The sequence below is a fragment of the Methylocystis rosea genome (genome assembly GCF_003855495.1).
In the GTDB taxonomy this organism is placed as follows: domain Bacteria; phylum Pseudomonadota; class Alphaproteobacteria; order Rhizobiales; family Beijerinckiaceae; genus Methylocystis; species Methylocystis rosea_A.
Window position 1 is genome coordinate 169,046 of sequence record NZ_CP034087.1, and the last position, 17,727, is coordinate 186,772.

Genomic DNA, 17,727 nt, shown 5'->3' on the forward strand with positions numbered 1-17,727 from the left:
GTCAGCCCGTATATGGGTTGGCGAATAGCAACAGAAGCGCCACCACCAAGCAATAGATCGCCATGGTTTCGATCATGGCGAGCCCAACAAAAAGCGTGCGCGAAATGGCGCCGGCCGCCTCTGGCTGACGGGCGATCGCGTCCATGGCGGCGGCTACCGAGCGTCCTTCTGCAATCGCCGGCCCGATGGAGCCAAAGGAGACGGCGATGACTGCGCCGATGATGCTGATCAGCTTCAAGTCCATGGAACCCCCCTTAGCCCGCTTCGACAGTGCCGATGGCGGCGCCGATGAAAACGGTTGCAAGCACGGTGAAGATGTAAGCCTGGACGATACCGACTAGAATCTCAAGGGCCATGAGCGGAATCGGGACGAAGAGCCCGGAGAGCGCCACAACGAGAGCGATGACGAACTCGCCGCTCATGACATTGCCGAAGAGGCGGATCATGAGCGAAAAGGTCCGTGTCAGTTGCGACACGATGTTGAGCGGCAGCATGATCAGCCGCGGCTTGGCGAAACTGGCGAGGTAGCCGAGAAGACCCTGCGCGCGCACGCCGAAATAATGCACCGATGCGAACACAACGAGCGCCAGCGCCGCGGGAGTCTCGAGCTTACTGGTCGGCGCTTCGGTGCCCGGCAGCACGCCGGAGAGATTGGCCGCGACGAGAAAGGTGAAAAGCGTGCCGAGCAATGGCAGATAAGGCCGCGGGTCGGTACGGATGACTTCCTCGATCTGCTCCATGACGCCGGTCACGAGAACCTCGACAATTGTTCCCGATCGATCCCTCCGCTGTCGCAGTCGGCGCGTCATCAGCCAGGCGCAGATCGTCAAGGCGAGCATGATCGCCCAGGTGGTCACGACGGCCCGCGTGATAGTGGCGGGACCGATCCGGAACAACACGGCGCTCGCCAGGGGCGAAGGCCGCTCCAAGCGGTCCGGGGGCGCTTTCGCTGCAGGCGCAGCCGGGGCCGCCGGAGCCGCAGGGGGCGGAGCAGGGGCGTTCTCCGCGATGGCCCTGTTCACTTCATCGAGCGCTTCTCGCGCCGAGGCGAGCTGGGGGTCGAGTTTCAACGCCGCTTCGAGATCTTGTCTCGCGCGATCGAGATCCTGGTTACTTTGAAAAACCTTGGCCCGATCAAGGAAAGCGACGGCGAACTTGGGATCAAGGGTTATGGCCTCGCTGAAATCGGCAAGCGCCTTGTCGAGATCGCCCTTGGCGGAAAAGGTCAGGCCGCGACCGTCGTAGGCGCTCGCTAGCCCGGGATCGCGTTTGATCGCCTGGTCGTAATCCGCGATCGCGTGATCGAGATCGCCCTTGGCGAGATACGCTCTGGCGCGGCCGCTGTATGCCGTCGTCAAATTCTTGTCGAGCTGCAGCGCTCTGGCGTAATCTGCAATGGCAGGGTCGAGATCGCCTTTCGCGAGATGGATCGACGCGCGCTCCGCAAGGATGAAAGCCGACTTCGGGTCGAGTTGCGCCGCCTTGTCGAGATCGGCGATGGCGCGCGCGAAGTCGCCCTTCGCTCGATAAGCGCCGCTCCGATTGACATAGGCGATGATCTGATTGCGCTTCGCTTCTCGATTCCCGCGAGCGATGATTTCGGCGCAGCCGGCGATCCGCGCATCGGTGTCGGCGCCGCGACATCTGGTCCAAGGGCCGCTCGCGGCCAACGTTGTCGGGCCCGTCGCGACGCACAGGGACGCCGCGAGCGCCAGGCGAACGAAAGGCGATTTCACGGATTTGACGAGAGAGGAAATGATCGAACGGCGCGCCATGCGTATGACCCAGCTCCTAACGGCGTCGTATATTGGCGTGTCGCGCCGCTCGCCGACTCGACCGCGTAACCCGCTTCACCCTCAACGCTTGGCGGTTCATCACTTCCTCCATGGTCGGCGCACACAAGGCCGATGCGCTGGCGTCACTCGTCCTACTTCGCCGAATGCAGGGCGACCCCACGCGCCGCGAGGAAACCAAGAAACATGCTCAACAGTGGAATCGCGCCGAGCTGCGCGGAAAGCCCCAAGAGGATTATCGCCGCCCCGTAGCGACCTAATGTGAAGGCCAAGAGAAACATCCAGCGGTTCCCCGCGGCTATCCCCACTGCGGTTCGACGCAAGGCGGCAAAATAGACGCGCCCAAAGACGAATCCGGCGCACGCCATCGCCAAAGCGAGCCCGGCGATCGAAGGGAAGGCGTCATGAGTCATTCGCGGTAAATTCTCTTCCAGGCAAGGGTGCAGCCGAGCGCCAGGCCGGCCACGAGCAGTCCCAAGGTCCAGAATATCCCCGAGGCGAACCGGTGGTCGAGCCAGCGCCCGGCGAAAACGCCGAGCAGAGTCGGCGCAACGATCGTCCAACCGAGCACGCCGATCATCGCCAAGTTCAGGCCAAGCGGCCGTTCACCCTCCTGCCGCCAGCGCGCGCGCCGTTCGCGCCGCCTCTTGACGGCTTCATGGAGGCGCTCGTGGTTTTCTGGCTGCTGGGTCATTGGCCGAGACCATCGAACCGCGGAGCGCTTGTCCCGCCGGGAGAGCCCGGAACACGTTCGGATTTGAGAAAGTGGCAAATCTGCCGTATCGCCGCAAGATGGAGCCGCTCGCTGTCCGTCCGTGCAGCCCGCTCTTCCTCGATTCCCCGCCGGAAAGTAACGAGCACCTCGGTTTCGAGGCGGTGCAGGTCGTCTCCAAAAACCGCCTCCCGCGTTGCGACGACGATGGCGTCGCCGCCACGCACTTCAAGCATTCCGCCATATACGGCGACGTGATGCTCGGCTCCGTGCTGATCACGCCATGTCACCACGGAGACCGCGAGCGCAGTCAGAAAGTCAGCATGCCCGGGCAGGAGCCCGAATGCTCCCGTTTCATCTTCGGCTCGCAGATGCAAAACGTTGTCGGCTTCCAAGACGATCGCGAGCGGCGTGGCGACGGTGAGCTTCATGAAACCGCTCCCGTTGTCTGGGCTTCTTTGCGCCGGGCCTCGTCCAAGTCGCCTACCATATAGAGAGAGCTCTCGGCCCAATCATCGGTCTCGCCGTTCAGAATGGCGCGGCAACCGGCAAGCGTCGCCTCGAGTTCCACCGAGCGGCCGGACTTACCGGTGAAGGCGACAGTCACCATGAAGGGTTGGGTCAAAAATCGCATCAGGCGACGCGCGCGCTTGACCGTATCCCGGTCTGCGGCGCTCAACTCCTCGATGCCGAGCAGTGCGATAATCTCCCGGAGCTCACGGTAATGGGCGATCGCTTTGCGAACGTCCTGGGCAATCCGGTAATGAGTTTCTCCGACGAGGCGAGGATCGAGAAGGCTCGATGTCGAGGCGAGCGGGTCGACTGCCGGATACATGCCTTCGCTCGCCATGTCGCGCGACAGCACGATCGATGAGTCAAGGTGACTGAAAATCTCCGCCACCGCCGGATCCGTGAAGTCGTCCGCTGGCACATAGACCGCTTGAATCGATGTTATGGCCGCGCCCGCGACGGAAGCGATGCGTTCCTCGAGTTCGGCGATCTCGCTGGCGAGCGTCGGTTGGTAGCCGACGCGCGAAGGCAATCGGCCGAGTAGACCCGATACCTCGCTACCGGCCTGAACCAGGCGGTAGACGTTATCAATGAGCAACAGCACATTCTCGTGAGCCGTGTCTCGAAAATATTCGGCCATGGTGAGCGCCGTCAGCCCCGCCCGCCAGCGGGCGCCGGGCGGCTCATTCATCTGTCCGAATACGAGCGCGGTGCGCTCGAGCACGCCGGACTGCCGGAGTTCGAGCAAAAGCTCATGTCCCTCGCGGGAGCGTTCGCCGATCCCGGCGAAGACCGAAATTCCAGCGTGTCGCTCAACGGTCGTGCGGATCAATTCCATGATGAGCACGGTCTTGCCAACGCCGGCGCCGCCGAACATGGCCGCCTTGCCGCCCTTCACGAGCGGCGCGAGGAGGTCGATGACCTTAATGCCGGTTGCGAACGACTCGAGAGTTCCCACAAGCTTGTGGATTTCAGGCGCCGCCGCGTGAATCGGACGGCGCTCTATGTCGGCAGGAAGCGCCGGCCCTCGGTCTGCGGGGTCGCCGATCGAATTGAGCAGCCGCCCCAATACGGCCTCTCCCACGGGCACGCTGATCGCGACCCCCATGGCGCGCGCGGGGACGCCGCGGTTCAGGCCGGCCGTGTTCGAGAGCGCAACGGCGCGCACTGTATGGGCGTCGAGATGTTTCTGCACCTCGGCGATAATTGGGTCTCCACGATCCCATTCGATCGCCACGGCTTCGTTGATCGCCGGCAAGGCGCCGGACGCGAACCGCACGTCGATCACCGAGCCGTGAACAGCTGTGACCCGTCCGAGAAGAGCTCCGCGCCTGTCCTCTTGTTCCACGATCATCACCGCCGCCGAAGCGCTCGATTGGCCGATCGCCTGAGCTGGTACAGAATGCTTTTATAAATGATTCGGTTCAAGCGATTGACTGAGACAGTCGAAGGAAGCAGTTCTTGACAAGGGGTCAAGCAGGGCTTTGGCGGGCAAATTGCAACCTCGAGCGAGGGGGCCCTCAGTTGATTGTCGAAATCGTAACGCAAGCGGACAGCCGGTTGTGGCCGCAGCGATCAGTTTGATGAATTGTATTTGCGGCCGACTGCGCCGTCGTGACGCTGCGATCGGCGCCGGGCAAGCGTCAGAGGAGTGCGTGGCTTCGGGATCCTGTGGATGAAATTGTATCGCGCGACCTGATAGCTTGGATCGAAGCCGTAGAAGTTGAGCCGCATGCGAGCAAGCTCTTCAGCGCGATAGGCCGCGAGCGGCTTTCCGCTTCTTCGGCTTCGCACCGCCGGCGCTTGTCGGCAAACCGCGCGTCGAATCCCTTATCCCTCGAGAGCGCGTGGGCGAGCGACGCGATCGCGGCCGGATCCGCGCGCGCCGAAGACGGCAGGATGCGAGCGATCAGCCGAGTCGGCGGGCGTCCACGACGCGCAGCGGCAGTCGCGCCTGCGTGATCCGGCGCGCGTTCCCTCTCCACTCTCGACTCTCGAATGAACTCAAATAAGTTGCGTGAATCTTGCGCTCTAGCCGTTCAGGAAATTCAGGCCCGCAGCTTCGCCGAGCGCGAAGCCATCGCAGCGTAGCGCGCCTACACTGAGACCATGCGCTCGCCGAACGATGCCGGGAAGGCGAATATCGCCGCCGAAAACGAGCGCGAGAGAGACCGCGGCCGAAGGATAACGGCCAATGACGTCGCGCGCGCGAGGGCGGGCCGGTGCCTATGACCGGGCGGCGATCATGCGCGATGCGCACAGACAACGCTAAAAGGTCGGGGCCCCCAGCCCCACACCGCCCTCGCCCTGTTCGCCAACATAGCCATAATAGGCTGGCGGGCGGCCATAGGCTGCGGCGCCCATGGTCCCGCCATAACCGCCATAGGCGTACGTCGCCGGCCGCGCGCAACCGTATCGCGCCCATCCGCGATGCCTATGCCAGTCCTTGGGCCAGCCGGAATGCCAGCCGTAGTTCCGGGCGCCCCGGTAATGTGCGTCCGCCATGCTAGGGAGACCGACCCCCGCGCAAGTCGCGATCGCGGTCGCCAGGGCCAGACTTTTGATGCGGTTCGAGGACATATGCTCTTCCTGCCAAACGAAATCCCTTCGCTCCGGGATCACCACCGCGGCGTTGAGCTCGCACCGAGATTGCGGGGTAAATTGGATTGAACGGCGCTTTGTCAAGCGCGGCAGCAGGAGGTCTTGAGCCCCGCGTGCGCCTGCGGCGGGCGGACTAGCTTCTAGGTGCGCAGAAGAGACCGTCGGGCTCAACACCGGGGCCATGGGCACTAAACTTGTGGCGCAAGATTGCTGCTGGTCGATCAGGTCGGTAAGGCGATGTAGCTCAGCCCATGAGAGTTGTTGCTTAAAGCGTCTGCGTCCACGAGACCGCGAGGAGGTCTGTGGCATCCTCGTCGCCGACCGAGAGGGCGACCGCACACACACCGAGGTCCAGGCTTGGCTCAAGGATCTCGGGCGGGAGCTTGATCACGAGGTTTGGGTAGCCGTCAACGATCGCGGCCCACAACGGAGGACAGCTGGGCGCGGAATGCTTGGACTCGCTTCCTGTTTCAATAGAAAACGCCCCGAGCGGGGACTCGATCCGTCTCATTGACATCCAGTGGATCGATAGGGACCGCACTCGCGTGATGGCGGCGTTCGAAGTAGGGCATATAACGTCAATCTACTCCGGCATCGTCTGCATGCTCGATCTTGCTTTGAGCAGCGATCTGCATGCGGCAGACGGGCTCTTTCTCGTTGCGCCCGATGCGCGTGAAGGAGAGGTTCGTGCGCAGCTCCGGCGGCCTGCGTCAGTCGCGTCGCCGATTTGCAGGTGCGCTACTTACCATATGACGATCCTGGAAAAGCACCGCGACGCTATCGCTCGCTTCGGAACGGGAATTAAGGGCATCCAGGCCATTTCACGCGTACTGTCACACTAAAGGTTAAGGGTTCGGTTACGCTCGCGTCTCGACCGTGGGGCAGACCCTCGAAGCGTAGCTCGAACAGCTGAGGACCGCCGGCTTCGCGATAATCCATCGGGAAGGTTCGGGCGCGAAGGCGGACTGCAAGGATTTTGGGGAGGCTTCTCAAGTTCCGTGCTTCCGGCGACGCTATGCGGTAACCAGGATCGAGTGCCTCGCCGGCCGACTTTCGAGTCGTTCGCGATCGTCAAACGCATCGTGGGCGTGGGCGGACAGTTTCGGAGCTTTGCCGAACCATGGCCGGACACCTCCATAAGCACGGACGGCTGATGATCGGCGTGATAGACGGCCTGGCCGATGTGGGCGCCTGACTTGATCCGCACATGCACCAGCGAAGGGCGGGCGTGGGCAAGGGAGCGCGGCCAGCACGTGGGCGAGACCGGCGAAGATGACCCTCGCGCAGAAACAGGAGGCCGGCCGACGGCGAGCAGACGGGGAATCCGAGCGCCGACGCCATCTACAAGGCCGCCGCGAATGGCTGGGGCCATGCGGTGGCGAACAAGCGCAACACCGGCCTGACCGAGTTCGTGCGCCGCGAGGCCTTCGAGTCGACCGAAGCCGAAGTGCTCAGCCGGCCCGACCCCGCAGCAGTCAGGCTTCTCGGCCGGCTCGCTTTCGAGAAGGATTATCTGGGAAAGGGGACGCCGCATCCCAGCGCACCCGATGAAACGCGAGAACAGAGAACAATTTGTCCGATTCTGGGCTCTCTCACGAACTCACGCACCTTATTCGCCAGAGGGCAAGGTCGCGTCGGAGACGAAGGTCATTGGGTGCACTGATGATCGCCACGTATTCGGAAGCTCATCGACGACTGAATCACCTTCTTGGATTCTTCTTCGTTAGCTGCGCGGTAGAGATTCTCGTTGGCGTCATCCATCGCAATTGGTGGCTTGCAGCTGTTTGGTTGGTGGCGGGATCCATAGGCGGTGGTAATTAGAGTCGCGGTGAGCCAGAGCGCCGTCACTCCCAGCACCCCCGAAAACAATGAATTTGCCAATGAGCTTGCCGACCAGCGTGCGTTCACCGGCAAATTTCTGAAGTTCACCAGTCTACTCGCGGCGACTGTGCTGGCAGCTGGGTTCGCACTTGGGAATCCGTGGTGGGGCAACCTGCTCGCCGCCGTTCTTACATGGTTCGCAAGCATGTTCGGTATAGCGCTGCTATGCGCCCCTCGAAAAAATGGAGAGAGGGACGTAGTCGAATAGCAATCTTTGCAGCTGACCGAAAATATTGATTGATTTCAGTCAGTTGTTATTCCTTTGCATTTACGAGATTTGAGGGGATCACGATGGCCTGGACAAAAATCACCGGCGGAAAGATCAGCGTGACGGACTGCGTTACACAAGTCCCCAGTGAGTCAGGAATCATAGTCTTTGATGTAAGAGTCTTCTCTGATTGGGGTCGTCAGAGTCAAGCTGCTCCTGTTCTTACATCCGCGATCGGTGGCTTTTCGTTCCCGTAGGTTACTCGCTTCTCTTCGCGGTCGGCGCGAAGGCCGCCGCATGATGGGGTCAGAAGAGCAAAACGTCTCAATCTGTTTCACGACCTTGCCGGCTTACGCCGGCAGGCTCAGGACTCTAAACGAGATCGCTTTGCCCATCGTCCCCACGGGAAGGACGCCTTCCGCTCGCGCGGATTCGAATTCCAGCTGGTTCACTCTCTCTTTTATGCGGTTGCGGCGATCATCCTTGAGGCGCCAGCGGCAGAGGCCTTTTCACACCCGAACCGGAACTCAGCGCCGTCGATCCACATCCGATGGAGGATGGTCGCAAGCTTGCGGGCGACCGCGACCCGGGCTCTCGCCATGCCGCGACGCTTGGCGACCGCCATGCCCCAGGCGCGCAAGCTCGACCATTTCTTGCTGCTTACCAGAAGCGAATGCGCCGCCTCATAAAGAGCCGTGCGCGCCAGTTCGTCGCCGCATCGGCTGACACGCCCTTGGACGTCAGTTTCGCCAGATTGATAGCGTCGCGGAGTTAGCCCTAGGTGAGCGCCGACATCCCGGGATTTTCCGAACCGTTCCGGCTGATCGATCGTCGCTCGGAAAGCCAGAGCCGTCAGGGGACCAACGCCCGGAGCGCTCATCAAGCGCCGGCAGATGGGCTCATCCCGCACGACGTCGAGAATCAGTTTGGTCAGTCTCGCGAACTCGCGCAGCATCACGCCGAGAATTTCGAGCAGAGGGTCGATCATGCGCGCCAGAGCATCATCGCCCCCGATCAGCTCTCGGGCGCGGACGATAAAGTCCTTTCGCGCCGGCGTTCCAAGTTTGAGGCCGGTTTCGCGCAAGATCGCCCGAACCACGTTCTCAATCGACCGCATCTCGTTGAGAACAGTTCGGCGCGCGATCAGCAGCGAACACCAGGAACGACATGTCGATGTCTTTACGTGTACCGCACGGAACCATCCGGTCCGCATGATTTGCGCGATAGCGCGCGCATCGTTGCGGTCGGTCTTGTTCGGCATGGCGCCCATGGCCGCCTTAGCTCGTCGCGACTCGATGCAGATCGCTGGCCACTCGGCGGCTTTCAACTCGCCATGCAGCCACGCCGTCAATGAACAAGCCTCCAACCTAAACGCTCAAGCGGCAGGCCGAGGGTCGAGAAAAGAGCGTCGAGCGCTTCCGGTTCGCTGGCGGCGCGCGCCTCCTTGAGGATTTGTCCAGTCTCGTCGACCACGCAAATCGCCGTCTCTTCCAATGACACGTCCAGTCCGGCAAAATACTTCATGGCTGCCCCTTCCTGATGCTCGTGGCGATTCGACACCGACCACGTTCTCACATCTCGATAGGAGCAGCCGCCTTCAACATCCCTCGGCCGAGACCCCAATCACCCCATCTGACTGACTCGAAATGATCCTGTTTGCTGTCAAGTCCTTGCGATGCGTCGCGTGAGAGTGCGGACATGTGCGACGAGGACCCATGCGACCGCGCTGGCGATTGTGGCCTCGAAGTCCTTGGCGAGGCGGCGGCAGCGACCGAGCCAAGCGAAAGTCCTTTCGACGAACCGCTGTACATTGTTGCCAAGCGGGTCGGGTTTTGGCGGGTGCGGTTGGCCTGACCGGCGCATTTGGCGGTGGTACTCGGAATATGATCTCGATTCCATCGTTGCCCACTTCAATGCGCTTGACGAGGGCGCGGATAATGTCGCGCTGCCCGGCACGGTCGAGCTTGTCGAGCCCGTCAGACACCTTCGCGGCAAAGTCCTCCAAGCGACTGATGACGAGGCAGAGATCTCGCTCACTCTCCGCGGCTCGGACAGCCGCTTCATGGCGCTCCTCGAGCTGCGACAAGCGCTGCTTCATACCCGTAATCCTTGGCTCAAATTCGCATTTGTCGACAAACCCCTCGGCGTAGCTGTCGATCAGGCGGTTTATGCCGCGCCGCAAGGCAGTCATCGCGCCGACGATCGCGGTCACCAGCGCCGCCTCCGCCCCGCGCCATATCCATACGCTCGAACCGCCGATCTCAAGTTCGATAATCGGCGGCCGAACAGAGGCCGCTTGGGCGTCGGCCGGCTCGGCAGGCGTTGCTTTCACAGCTGTCGCTTCAACAACCGCAGGAACAAATGCTGAGGGGGCTTCGGCGTCAACAGCCTTCAAACTTTCCCGCGCCGCGCGCCGCCACGTGAACAATTGCTGTGGCGTCAAACCATGTCGGCGAGCAACTTGGCAGGCGTGGACGCCTTCCTCATAACTCTCCGCAACGATCGACGCCTTTTCTTCCGCCGTCCACGTGCGGCGGCGACCGGCCCCAGTAAAAATCTCGACACGTCGTGGCGGAGCCGCCTCAATCTCCGACACGTGCTTATGCTCTAAAATCGACATGTGTCGGAGCTCCTCAACGCTCCGAATATCGCCCCGTCCCTAGCCCCAGAAAAGGTGCGGTCAAAACAGCGCTTACACAACGTCCGCCCCAGCGGCAAGCGCGCATGCCGCTTCAATCCCGCGCCCATCTTCGCCGTCGATGCTGACGCCCCAAGGAAGGCGATATCGTTGTATGGGAGGGTGGCCGTCAAACCTTCAAGGATCGTTACACAATCATCTGGGCGGCCAGCCCCTGATCAGGGACCGAGCATACGGCGCGGGTTGGAGAGCAGCGTGATCGCGCGTCGCGCCGCGTTCAACGCCAGCTCCTCTTGCGCTTGCGCTGAATATTCGGAAGGAGCGACGCCATTAGGCGCGCCGCTTCTGCCGTCTTCGGACAGCCTCGTCGCGACCCATTTTCGCGGACATTATTCTATTTGAATAATGAATGCGTTACGCGCCTTTGTAAATTTCCACCAGCGTATCCAACAACTTCAGCGCTTCCTCGCGGGGTCGCTGAAAGCAGTTGCGGCCAATGATCGAGCCGTTGCCGCCACCCGCGTAAATCGCGTGGGCATCGTCGTACACGCTGTCCTCGCCCTTGGCGGCGCCGCCCGAAAACACGACGATGCGCTTGGAGTTGAAGCAACATTGCATGACATGCGCCACGCGCTCCGGCAGGGTGGCAATAGGGATCCTCTTTTCCTGATACACTTTCTTCGCATCGTTGTTTTCAAGATGCGACGTGGGCAGCTTGACCTTGATGATATTGGCGCCGAGCGAGGCCGCCATATGCGCGGCATAGGCGACGATATCGATGGCGGTTTCGCCGTCTTTGCTGATATCGCCGCCACGCGGGTAAGACCACAGAACGACCGCCAGCCCCTTGGCTTTGGCTTCCATCGATAGCTCGCGGAATTCTTCATATTGGTCATACATCGCGTCGGAACCCGGATAAATCGTAAAGCCAACTCCAGCGCAGCCGAGGCGAAGGGCGTCGGCGATGCTCGCCGTAATCGCTTGATCGGCATTTCCCTTCTGGCGCGACAGACTGTTGGCGCTGTTGAGCTTGAGGATCGTTGGAATGGCGCCCGCAAAGGTATCGGCGCCTGCGGCCAAAGACCCCAATGGCGCGGCGTACGCGTTCAGCCCGGCATCAATCGCCAGCTGGTAGTGATAATGCGGATCATAGGCCGCTGGGTTGACGGCGAAGCTGCGCGCCGGCCCATGCTCAACCCCTTGATCGACTGGCAAAATGACCATGCGGCCCGTGCCGCCCAGTTTGCCCGCCATCAGCATGCGGGCAAGGTTGGCCTTGGCGCCGGGGGTCTCGCCTTCGTACCAGTCGAGGATTTCGCGAACGCGCAGGGTGAGATTCATGGGAGATGGGTCCGTGTGACGCTGAAATGCCTTCAGCAGAATACGAGCCGATACTGCATTCCATTGGCCAGGGCGTCGGTTACTTTCAATTCGACACGACGTGGGCCATGTGGAATGAGGGTCGCGATCTTCATTCGTAAGTTAGCAGTTTGAACTGCGTCCGCGCCAAAAATTTCCCCAAGATCGCTGTCATTTGTCCGCTGCAGCTTGCTGTAGGATGTAACCACGTGGCCGCCCGTTCTAAAGGGGAGTCGCGCCCAGCATAGGCGAGGGTTCCACCTTCAGACAAACGGTGGCGGTAGCGTTTCGCTCAACATTGGCAAGCGCTTTTTATGAACGTCGTCGTCGGCAACTCGATAGTGTGCCAGGATAAGGGCGTAATGATCAAAGGCGGAAGGCGGCTACGCCGAAACCGCGCACGGACATGATTAAGGCGACGGTGGGCAACGTGGCAAAAGGCGCCGAGCGCGAGCTTGCGAAAGGAGTTGTGGCGAGCCTGCAAACTGCATTCGGTGACGTCGCCGGCGCGGGCAAGCATGACGTTGCGCTACCTCAAGGGGTCAAGCTCTTAGAGCGAATTCGTTTAACCCGGCTCGTATCAAGTGTCGGCGAAGAAAATTTTTGCGTTCTTGTGGCGTGAACTCTTGGAACACGGCGCCGATCCTGTCCCAGAGACCATCGAGGTTCGCTTGGCGGCATTGCGCAGCAGCGCTTTCAGCTCGGAGAAAGGCGTTTTTGATCGGTTGGAAGTCGGGGCTATGGGGAGGCTGATAAAGCAGCGTCGCTCCCGTCGGTTCGTAACCGCTGCTGTCAGCTTGCAATTGCGTTCAAATTGGTTTGAGGGCGGGTGAGATCTGCGTCGCAAGAATCCGACGCCCGCCAAGCATGGCGGGCGTCTTTAATGCGAACAGCCTGGGCGTCACTGGCAAACCCAAACCCAGTGGCCTTGATCCCAAACCCAACAAACACTGCCGAAGGGCATGCCTCCACCGTAGCCATAGTAGCCGCTCCAATCCCTGTGCTGATAGCGGTAGTGCCCTCCGTAGTCTGGCAAATACCGACCGTGGTGAAATGTGCCGGCTTGCGCCAATGACGCCCACAACATTGCGGCTGCTAGAACTGCGCCAGAAGTTAGCATTTTGCGCATAGGGTCCTCCCTATTCTTCTGATGGAGAACTATGACGCTTGGGGTCGAACACAAGGGCGCAGACCCCATCAATCAAGATTTTGTATCAAGCGCTCGGTCCGAAGCTTCTAATGCCATTGAAGCTATTGCATCGTTCAACAACAACTATGCGGTGCGCCCCCTTCAGTTCTTCAGGTCTCCATGTGGGCCGAACGAGCTATCGGCACAAATTAACAGAGGGGCTCTCATCATCCCGAGGATTGGCGTTTCAAAGATTGCTCTGTCAGCCTTGGCTGTGATTACGACGCCGACTTGCGGCCAGGATTCGCGGAATGAAAGCAGGAACCTCGGCCATGTACTGTCGGTATGCCGCGCCGAATTCGGCGAGCGCCTCGTTTTCCTCCGCTCGGGCGAGGCGCACGTACATGACGACGAGGACCGGAAACATCGCCAGCGTCAGCAATGTCGGCCATTGCAAGAGGAAGCCGAGCATGACGAGTATGAAACCGACGTATTGGGGATGACGCACATACGCGTACACTCCAGTGGTTGCGAGTTCGTGTCGGCGCTGCGCCTCATAGAGAACGCTCCAGCCCGCTGAAATCAAAACAAAGCCGCCACCGATGAGCGCTATGCTCGCCACGTGGAATGGGCCCCAATGCGGATTGGCTTTCCAGCCGAATATCATCTCAAGCAGATGTCCGGCATCATGCGTGAACCAGTTCACGTCAGGCCAACGGCTTTGCAGCCAGCCAGATAGCACATAGATTGTGAGCGGAAAGCCGTACATTTCAGCGAACAACGCTACGAGAAACGCGCTGAAGGCGCCAAAGGAACGCCAGTCGCGTTTCGTCTGCGGTTTGAAGAAGGTAAAGGCGAAAAAGATGAAGATCGCCGAATTGAGAATGACGAGCGACCACAGGCCATAAGCGGGAGCATCATCGTGCATAGGAATCATCCCAGATCATCGTGATTGTCAGCGCCGGCGTGGGGAGTCGGACTTCTCATCGGGGAGTCGTTGCTGGCGCTCTCCTGCGATCCATGCCGCCCATGGCCTCCGTGCATGAAAATGTGCATGAGGGGGCAGGCTAGGAGTAGCAAGTAAGGAAGCGCTCCGAAGAGATGAGCGGTGTGTTCCGTCACGAGATAGAACCCCGCGATCGCCAGGAACCCGATCAGAACCATGTTCCCTCGCGATGCGAAGTGACCGCGCTTCGGACTGTCAGAACTGCCTTTTTGCATATCGTGTGCGTGTTGCATCACTCGCTCCTTCGACATTGCGCCGGCCGACAGACGTTCTATTCGACGACCAGCCTGCCGCGGAACATGCCCATGGGGCATGCGAAATTGAATTCGCCAGACTCCCTCGGCAGGAACTCGACTGCGACGGTTTCGCCGGTGGGCAGTTCGGCGCTCTTTTGAAAGTCGGCGAAAATCACCTTGTCGGAGCACGACGCCGTCTCTTCGCGGCGGAAGTTGAGCCGCACCGGCTTGCCCCGCCGCACGATGATGGTGTCAGGCGTGTAACCGCCTTTCACCAGGATCATCGCTTCCTGATAGCCGCCGCTGGTTTCGGCCGCGCGCACGCCTTCCGTACGCTTGAGCCAGAAGAACCAGACGATGAAGGCGATCAGAGTGGACCCGCCGAACGCCACGATCAGGCGATCCGAGGACGTGTACGTCGCCGCGACAGGGGCCCGTGGGCCCGCCGCGGCTGGAGGCGTTGCGCGCTCGGCGATCGCGCTGTTTATCTCGTCAAGCGCTTCTTTCGCCGAAGCGAGCCGGGGATCGAGTTTCAACGCGGCTTCGAGATCCTGTTTGGCGTGCTCGAGATCTTCCTTACCCAGATAGGCCTTGCCTCGGGAGACGAAGGCGTCCGCCAATTGGGGATCGAGAGCGATCGCCTTGTTGTAGTCCGCGATGGCGGGGTCGAAGTCGTTTTTCGCTCGATAGGCCTCGCCCCGGCCAAGGAAAGCGGCGGGGTTCGGTCGCTCCGCGATGGACGCGTCGTAATCGGCGATCGCCTTGTCGAAATCGCCCTTCGCTTTGAAGATGGATGCGCGTTCTGCAAGCGCGGACGCCGCCTTGGGATAGAGTTTCAGCGCCTTGTCCAAATCGGCGAGGGCGCGATCAAGATCGCCCTTCGCTCGATAGGCGCCGCCACGATTAAAATAGGCCGTAAATTGATCACGCCTGCTCTGCCGTTTTAGACGGTCGATGACCTCCGTGCAGCCCGCGATCCGAGCGTCCGGTTCGGCGCTTCGACACCGCCCCCAGCGATCGCTCTGCGCCGACGCCGTCGCGGCGAGCAAAACCAAACAGAACCCGGCGAGCGCAAGGCGGAGCGGCCATGAGATCATGACGCGGTCCTCCTCGGCTGAAAGAAGCGCAGGCGATTGGCGTTACTGACAACCGTGACGGAACTGAAGGCCATCGCCGCCGAGGCGATAAGCGGCGACAGCAGGATGCCTAGGGCCGGATAAAGCGCGCCCATCGCCACAGGTATGCCGAGAATGTTGTAACCGAAGGCGCCGACCAAGTTTTGGCGCACGTTACGCATGGTGGCGCGGCTGATCTCGATCGCCGTGACAACGCCCTGTAAGCTGCCCCTGATGAGCGTCACGTCGCTTGCCTCGATCGCGACATCCGTGCCCGTGCCGATGGCGAAGCCGACATCGGCTTGCGCAAGCGCCGGCGCGTCGTTGACGCCGTCGCCCACCATGCCGACGGTCTTTCCTTCAAGCTGGAGTTTTTGAACCTCATGCGCCTTGGCGTCGGGCAGCACCTCCGCGAGCACGCGGTTGACGCCTACTTGGCTTGCAATCGCTTTAGCGGTGCGCTCGTTGTCGCCCGTCAGCATGACCACTTCGAGCCCCAAGCGAAGGAGGGCTTCGATCGCCGCTTTCGAATCGGACTTCACTGTGTCGGCGACGGCGACGAGACCGAGGCACTGCCCGTCGGCCGCCACATACATTGGTGTCTTCCCTTCATTGGCGAGACGCTCCCAGACGGTCGCGAGAGCGTCGATCGGTACGCCACGATCACCCATCAGCTTTGTGTTGCCGAGGAGGACTTGACGGCCATCGACCTCGCCGCTCACGCCATGACCCGGTATCGCAACGAATCCCCTCGCTTCAACGGGCGGAAGGCCGCGCGCCTCCGCACCCTTAACGATGGCTTCGCCAAGCGGGTGCTCGGAGCCGCGTTCGAGAGCCGCCGCGAGCCGCAGCACAGTCTCTTCGCGTTGACCGTCGACGGGAACCACGTCCGTCAACGAAGGCTCGCCGCGCGTGATCGTTCCGGTCTTATCGAGAATGATCACCTGGAGTTTCTCCGAGCTTTGAAGCGCATCGCCGGAGCGAATGAGGATCCCGTTCTCGGCGCCCTTGCCGATTCCTACCGTTAACGAAGTCGGCGTCGCGAGCCCCAGCGCACAAGGGCAAGCGATGATCAGTGTCGTGACCAGAACGATGGTCGCGTAGATGACGCGCGGCTCTGGGCCGAAGACATACCAGATCATGAAGGAGAGAACGCTCAAGATCATCACGGTCGGAACGAAAAAGCCGGATACGGCGTCGACGACGCGCTGGATTGGCGCCTTCGAGCCTTGAGCGTCCTTGACCATCCGGATGATGTTAGCGAGTGCTGTGTCCTTGCCGACCTTTGTCGCGCGGAACTTAAAACTGCCCGTCTTGTTGAGCGTGCCGCCAATTGCCTCGTCGCCGACATGTTTCTCGACAGGAATCGACTCCCCGGTGATCATCGATTCATCGACGGCGCTGGACCCTTCGGTCACCTCGCCGTCCACAGGGATCTTGTCGCCTGGACGGATCACGACTGTTTCGCCGGCGACGACCTCTTCTACGGCCAAGTCGATTTCCTTGCCGTCACGCAGCACTCGGGCGGTCTTGGCTTGTAGCCCGATGAGCTTTTTGATCGCTTCCGAGGTGCGGCCCTTGGCCTTTAGCTCTAAGGCGAGTCCTAGCGTAACGAGGGCGATCACCACGTCGGTCACGTCCCAGAAAACTTCGGCGAGCGCCATACTCGGGAAGAGATCGGGAAAGGCGACTGCGATAACCGAATAAAGAAAAGCCGCCGAAACGCCAATCGAGATCAAGGTGTGCATATTGGCGGCGCGGTGCTTCAACGCGTCCCACATGCCGACAAAGAATTGCGAGCCCGACCAGACGAGCACGGGAACCGATGCCACGCCAAGCAGCGCCCAGACGATACGCCGAGTGTCGCTGCCCGCCGGCATCCACTCACGCAAACCTGGAATCAGATCGGGATAGCTCAGCGCCATAACCGGCGCCGATACGATCGCCGCGAACCAGAACTTGTGCATGAGCGTGACATATTCCTGTTCACGCGCGATTTGTTCTGGATCGGCTCCCGTTTCAACGGCGGCCTTTATGTCCTGGGACCGTTGCTCGGCGACCCTGTGGCCGGAAGCTTCGATCGCCGCACGGATTGCGTTGAAATCGGTCTTTTGCGGGTCATATTCGATATCGACGGCGCTTGCGCCGAGATTGGCCGCAGCAGCGATGACGCCCGGCGTCCCCTTCAGGGCGGACTCGACGCGGGTCACGCAGGAGGCGCAATGCATTTGTGCTACAAAAACGCGAATTTTCGCGGCGCCCGGCACGTAGCCGGCGCCGCGGATGGCCCTTGCGAGATCGGCGATATTTACGCGATTCGCGTCATAGTCGATCGCCGCGATCTTGCTCGCGAGGTTCACTCGCGCCGATACGACTCCCTTTATTTCCTTGAGCGCCTTTTCGATCGCGGGAGGGCAGTGGGCGCAGGTCATGCCGCCCACAGTCAATTCTATGTGCTCACGTCGAGCAGCCGTGGACAATGCGCCAGTTGTCGGTAGCGTGGTGTCGATCATGGCCAACCCCGTCGTCTATATCCCCG

Annotated in this window: 15 protein-coding genes and 4 pseudogenes; 3 read left to right on the forward strand and 16 right to left on the reverse strand. The window is 61.0% G+C overall.

The features are described from left to right. Position 1: 1 nt before the first annotated feature. The 7 genes from EHO51_RS18600 to EHO51_RS18635 all read right to left on the reverse strand — a co-directional run bounded on the left by EHO51_RS18600 (position 2) and on the right by EHO51_RS18635 (position 5,595). Positions 2 to 244 (reverse strand): F0F1 ATP synthase subunit C, encoded by a 243-nt coding sequence (locus EHO51_RS18600; protein WP_124740353.1) that lies wholly within the window; start codon positions 242 to 244, stop codon positions 2 to 4. Positions 245 to 254: 10 nt separating this feature from the next. Next, entirely contained in the window at positions 255 to 1,775 is a 1,521-nt protein-coding gene (locus EHO51_RS21335; protein ID WP_124740354.1) for a F0F1 ATP synthase subunit A, read from the reverse strand. 152 nt (positions 1,776 to 1,927) lie between these two features. Continuing rightward, positions 1,928 to 2,206 carry an ATP synthase subunit I gene (locus tag EHO51_RS18610; RefSeq protein ID WP_124740355.1) on the reverse strand — a complete coding sequence of 93 codons (279 nt, stop codon included), beginning with the start codon at positions 2,204 to 2,206 and terminating at the stop codon, positions 1,928 to 1,930. Next, a complete protein-coding gene (locus tag EHO51_RS18615; RefSeq protein WP_124740356.1) occupies positions 2,203 to 2,487 on the reverse strand; it encodes an AtpZ/AtpI family protein in 285 nt (94 codons plus the stop codon). The genes EHO51_RS18610 and EHO51_RS18615 overlap by 4 nt, the downstream gene beginning before the upstream one ends. After that, the gene (locus EHO51_RS18620; RefSeq protein ID WP_124740357.1) at positions 2,484 to 2,936 is read right to left on the reverse strand and encodes a F0F1 ATP synthase subunit epsilon; all 453 of its coding nucleotides are present in this window, start codon (positions 2,934 to 2,936) and stop codon (positions 2,484 to 2,486) included. Before EHO51_RS18620 ends, EHO51_RS18615 begins: the two co-directional genes overlap by 4 nt. After that, a complete protein-coding gene (gene atpD, locus EHO51_RS18625) occupies positions 2,933 to 4,369 on the reverse strand; it encodes a F0F1 ATP synthase subunit beta (RefSeq protein WP_124740358.1) in 1,437 nt (478 codons plus the stop codon). The genes EHO51_RS18620 and atpD overlap by 4 nt, the downstream gene beginning before the upstream one ends. A gap of 914 nt (positions 4,370 to 5,283) precedes the next feature. After that, complete coding sequence (locus EHO51_RS18635) at positions 5,284 to 5,595, reverse strand: hypothetical protein (protein WP_124740359.1); 312 nt, start codon at positions 5,593 to 5,595, stop codon at positions 5,284 to 5,286. A gap of 337 nt (positions 5,596 to 5,932) precedes the next feature. On the opposite strand from EHO51_RS18635, the pseudogene EHO51_RS21010 reads away from it, so the two are divergent. Both EHO51_RS21010 and EHO51_RS18645 read left to right on the forward strand, forming a co-directional pair. Continuing rightward, positions 5,933 to 6,458 (forward strand): annotated as a pseudogene (locus EHO51_RS21010) (type II restriction endonuclease); the annotation flags it as partial. A 533-nt stretch (positions 6,459 to 6,991) separates the two neighbouring features. Further along, a complete protein-coding gene (locus EHO51_RS18645; protein ID WP_124740360.1) occupies positions 6,992 to 7,279 on the forward strand; it encodes a hypothetical protein in 288 nt (95 codons plus the stop codon). Here the strand turns inward: EHO51_RS18645 and EHO51_RS18650 are convergent. The 5 genes and pseudogenes from EHO51_RS18650 to EHO51_RS18675 form a co-directional block, all read right to left on the reverse strand. Continuing rightward, entirely contained in the window at positions 7,264 to 7,545 is a 282-nt protein-coding gene (locus EHO51_RS18650; RefSeq protein WP_124740361.1) for a hypothetical protein, read from the reverse strand. The two genes, EHO51_RS18645 and EHO51_RS18650, sit on opposite strands and share 16 nt — an antisense overlap. A gap of 620 nt (positions 7,546 to 8,165) precedes the next feature. Then, positions 8,166 to 9,229, reverse strand: a pseudogene (locus EHO51_RS18655) (IS110 family transposase). A 138-nt stretch (positions 9,230 to 9,367) separates the two neighbouring features. Beyond that, positions 9,368 to 9,502: pseudogene (locus EHO51_RS18660) on the reverse strand (IS5/IS1182 family transposase); the annotation flags it as partial. A 454-nt stretch (positions 9,503 to 9,956) separates the two neighbouring features. After that, positions 9,957 to 10,325 (reverse strand): annotated as a pseudogene (gene tnpA / locus EHO51_RS21470) (IS66-like element accessory protein TnpA); the annotation flags it as partial. A gap of 432 nt (positions 10,326 to 10,757) precedes the next feature. Continuing rightward, entirely contained in the window at positions 10,758 to 11,684 is a 927-nt protein-coding gene (locus EHO51_RS18675) for a class I fructose-bisphosphate aldolase (RefSeq protein WP_124740362.1), read from the reverse strand. Between the two features lie 424 nt (positions 11,685 to 12,108). Here EHO51_RS18675 and EHO51_RS18680 point away from each other — a divergent pair, with 424 nt between their 5' ends. After that, positions 12,109 to 12,324 carry a hypothetical protein gene (locus tag EHO51_RS18680; protein ID WP_124740363.1) on the forward strand — a complete coding sequence of 72 codons (216 nt, stop codon included), beginning with the start codon at positions 12,109 to 12,111 and terminating at the stop codon, positions 12,322 to 12,324. A gap of 769 nt (positions 12,325 to 13,093) precedes the next feature. Here the strand turns inward: EHO51_RS18680 and EHO51_RS18685 are convergent. From EHO51_RS18685 to EHO51_RS18705, 4 genes are read right to left on the reverse strand one after another with little or no spacing between them, the layout of a single operon-like run. Then, complete coding sequence (locus tag EHO51_RS18685) at positions 13,094 to 13,759, reverse strand: methyltransferase family protein (protein ID WP_124740364.1); 666 nt, start codon at positions 13,757 to 13,759, stop codon at positions 13,094 to 13,096. A 5-nt stretch (positions 13,760 to 13,764) separates the two neighbouring features. Next, entirely contained in the window at positions 13,765 to 14,052 is a 288-nt protein-coding gene (locus EHO51_RS18690; protein ID WP_124740476.1) for a DUF2933 domain-containing protein, read from the reverse strand. A gap of 56 nt (positions 14,053 to 14,108) precedes the next feature. Next, the gene (locus EHO51_RS21020; RefSeq protein ID WP_245434965.1) at positions 14,109 to 15,170 is read right to left on the reverse strand and encodes a tetratricopeptide repeat protein; all 1,062 of its coding nucleotides are present in this window, start codon (positions 15,168 to 15,170) and stop codon (positions 14,109 to 14,111) included. Further along, positions 15,167 to 17,701 carry a heavy metal translocating P-type ATPase gene (locus EHO51_RS18705; RefSeq protein ID WP_124740365.1) on the reverse strand — a complete coding sequence of 845 codons (2,535 nt, stop codon included), beginning with the start codon at positions 17,699 to 17,701 and terminating at the stop codon, positions 15,167 to 15,169. The genes EHO51_RS21020 and EHO51_RS18705 overlap by 4 nt, the downstream gene beginning before the upstream one ends. Positions 17,702 to 17,727 lie beyond the last annotated feature (26 nt).